Here is a 3,247-nt window from a genome sequence, read left to right on the forward strand (position 1 = left end):
GTCCCGGGGGTCCTTCCCGTAGGGGAAGGTGGCTCCGGCGCTGGTCATGGTGACCCCCGCTTCTTTGCACAGGGCCAGGGTCCGCTTGGCGGTGCCGGGCATGGCGTCGAAGGACACGAAGTATCCGCCCTTGGGCCGCCGCCAGGAGGCGATCTCCAGGGGGGCAATCTCCTTATCCAGGGTATCCACCACGCTGCGGAACTTGGGGCCCATGACGGCGGCGTGCCGCTTCATCAGCTCCAGGGTGTGGGCCTTGTCCTTGAGGTAGAGGACGTGCCGCTGCTGGTTTACCTTGTCGAAGCTGATGACCTGGGGGGCGAGGAGCTTTTCCATGTGGGCCATGTTGTCCTCGGAGCAGGCGAAACAGGCCACGCCCGCGCCGGGGAGGGTGATTTTCGACGTGGAGGCAAATTCAAACACCATATCGGGGCGCCCGGCCTCCGCGCAAATGGAGAGGATGTCCGGGAAGGGCACGTAGTCCCCCTCGAACTCGTGGACGCAGTAGGCGTTGTCCCACATGATGAGGAAGTCCGGCGCGGCGGGGGACAGGGCCGCCAGGCGGCGGATGGTCTGCTCCGAGTAGATGATTCCCTCGGGGTTGGAGTACTTGGGGACGCACCAGATGCCCTTGACGGCGGGGTCCTTGACAGCTTCCTCCACGGCGTCCATGTCGGGGCCATCGTCCGTCATGGGAATGGTAATCAGCTCAAAGCCGAAGGTCTCCGTCACCCGGAAGTGCCGGTCATAGCCGGGGGCGGGGCAGAGCCACTTGACGGCCTCCTCTTTGCACCAGGGCCGGGGGCTGTGAAGCAGGCCGTGGGTGTAAGCCTTGGCGATGGTGTCATACATCAGCTGAAGGCTGGAGCTGCCCCCCGCGAAGACCTGCTCCGGCTTGCAGCCCAGGATATCGGCGAAGAGCCGCCGGGCGGCGGGGAGGCCGTTCATCTCGCCGTAATTGCGCACGTCGAGGCCGCCGGAGACGTAGTCCCCGGGGTTTTGCATCAGGCCGAAAATGTCGCTGACCAGGTCCAGCTGCTGCTTGCCGGGCTTGCCCCGGGCCATGTTGAGATGCCGTCCCTGGGCCTTCAGAGCGTCCCATTCGGCTTTCAGGCCGGCGTATTCTCCGGCGCGCTCCGCCGGAGTGAGCTGAGCGTAAGGCTNCNTAAANGTCCANCCTTTCTGTCGGTGGTTTCGATAAAGCTTAGTATAGCGAATCCGGCGGGCGGTTTCAAGCCCTATTTCCCGGCGGCGGATGGACATGGGGAAATTTCGGGAACGCGGTCGATAAGCCGGTACGCTTCGGCATATACTAAGCGTGCAATACGGAGCGTTTACCAAAATATTACTTCCAAACTGAACGGGCGGAAGTAATACCCCGGGTATGTTTCCCGCCTCCGGCGCATAGGGTGGAAGAAGCCCATTCCGCCCCGCTACGAAGGAGGAGACCTATGAGACAAAACAAACGGACGAGCCCGGTGAGCCAGTCCATCGCCGTGTCGGTGCTGCTGCTGGCGGCGCTGTTCCTGCTGCCCCTGGCGGTGGTGGCGCCCTTCCGCCCGGCCCTCTTCGGCCGGGAGGAGCCGGTGGACGAGACGGAGAGGGAGGAGCCCTCTCCGCCCCCTGTTTCCGGCGGTGGTCTGGACGCCGCCCGGCCCCTGCGGGTGCTGGATGGGGAGGAGGTCCTGGAGATGGACCTGGGGACCTATCTGGTGGGGGTGGTCCGGGCGGAGATGCCCGCCTCTTTTGAGCTTGAGGCCCTGAAAGCCCAGGCGGTAGCCGCCAGGACCTATACGCTGTACAAGCTCCAGTCCGGCGGGAACCACGGGGAGGCCGCCGACGTCTGCACGGACCACACCTGCTGCCAGGCGTACACCGGCGAAGAGCGCGCCCGGGCCAACTGGGGGGAGAACGCCGCCTCCTATGAGGCCAAGGTGGAGGCGGCGGTGCGAAGCACCGACGGCGAGGCCATCCTCTACGGCGGCGTGCCCATTCTGGCGGTGGTTCACTCGTCCTCCGCGGGGCTGACCCGGGCGGCGGGGGAGGTCTGGGTCAACGACCTGCCGTATCTCCAGGCCGTCAGCTCCCCGGAGCCGGGGGAGCGCATTCCCAACTACTACAGCCGGGTGGAGTTCACGGCGGAGGAGCTGANGGCCAGGCTCCAGGCCGCCTTTCCCGGGGNGGACCTCTCCGGCGGCATGGAGGGCTGGCTGAAGGACCCCGCCGCCGACAGCGCGGGCAGCGTGGCCGCGGTCTCCGTGGGCGGCGTGCGGGCAAAGGGGACCCAGGTGCGGGCGGCTTTGGAGCTCCGCTCCGCCTGCTTTACCTGGGAAGCGCAGGAGGGCAAAATGGTCTTCTTTGTCACCGGCTACGGCCACGGCGTGGGGCTGAGCCAGTACGGAGCCGCCGCCATGGCGGCGGCGGGAGCGGACTACCGGGAGATTTTGACCCACTATTACACCGGGGTGACGGTGGAGCCCTACGGCGGTTAAGCCGCTATTTANAAACCCCCTTCCGGTGTGATAAAATATACTGGTTTTCAACAGAACTTACAAAGGAGGGACGGCTTATGAAACGGCGGGCCGCGGCGCTGCTCTTGTGTTTTCTGATGGCGTTTTGGCTGTCCCTCCCCCCCGTTCATGCGGCGGACCGGGTTTATTTCACCGCCGTGGGCAGCTATGTCCTGCCGCTGTCGGACAACACCATGCCCTTTTGGAGCGGGGGGTACGTCTACATCGCCAGCTCTATTTTTACCGGCGCGGCCCGGGAGACCCTGGGCATCTCCCAGGTGCTCAACAACGACCAGGGGCGCCTGGTGCTCTACAGCGGCGGGCGGTCCCTGACTTACAACCTCTCCGCCAGCTACGCCCTGGACAACGACGGCGGCACCTATTACCCGGGAGCCATCCAGCGGAACGGGACGGTCTTCGTTCCCGCCAACACCGTTTCCCGGTATTTCGATCTGGTGTACTCGGTGATCGAGGTGGAGCACGGCAGCATGGTCTGGCTTCGCCAGCCGAACTACGGCTTGTCGGACAAGCCCTATGCCGACGCCGCCCGGTATCCCATGAACTCCGTCTACGCCGACTATATCCGGGCGAAGGAGGCGGCCGCGCCGGAGAGCGGATCCCCCGGCGCAAGCGGCAGGCCCTCCACCGTCCCCGAGTCCCAGGACCCCGCCGCCGAACTGGACGGAAAACGGAAATCCATGTGTTTCCAGGCGGGGAGTAGAGCCTCCCTCCTGGCGGAC

At 65.3% G+C, this 3,247-nt stretch carries 3 protein-coding genes; 2 read left to right on the forward strand and 1 reads right to left on the reverse strand.

Going from position 1 to position 3,247, the window contains the following annotated elements:
- Positions 1-1,215: aminotransferase class I/II-fold pyridoxal phosphate-dependent enzyme (locus JX325_RS14105; RefSeq protein WP_243414101.1), on the reverse strand; the 1,215-nt coding region annotated here is incomplete at its 3' end.
- A gap of 233 nt (positions 1,216-1,448) precedes the next feature.
- Between JX325_RS14105 and spoIID the strand changes: the two genes are divergently transcribed.
- Together spoIID and JX325_RS14115 are read left to right on the forward strand one after the other, a co-directional pair.
- A complete protein-coding gene (gene spoIID, locus JX325_RS14110) occupies positions 1,449-2,489 on the forward strand; it encodes a stage II sporulation protein D (protein WP_204791726.1) in 1,041 nt (346 codons plus the stop codon).
- 77 nt (positions 2,490-2,566) lie between these two features.
- Positions 2,567-3,247, forward strand: a 681-nt coding sequence (locus tag JX325_RS14115; protein ID WP_204791727.1) for a hypothetical protein, incomplete at its 3' end; no start/stop codon positions are given.

The organism is Oscillibacter sp. CU971 (assembly GCF_905219725.1).
Classification (GTDB): Bacteria; Bacillota; Clostridia; order Oscillospirales; family Oscillospiraceae; genus Oscillibacter.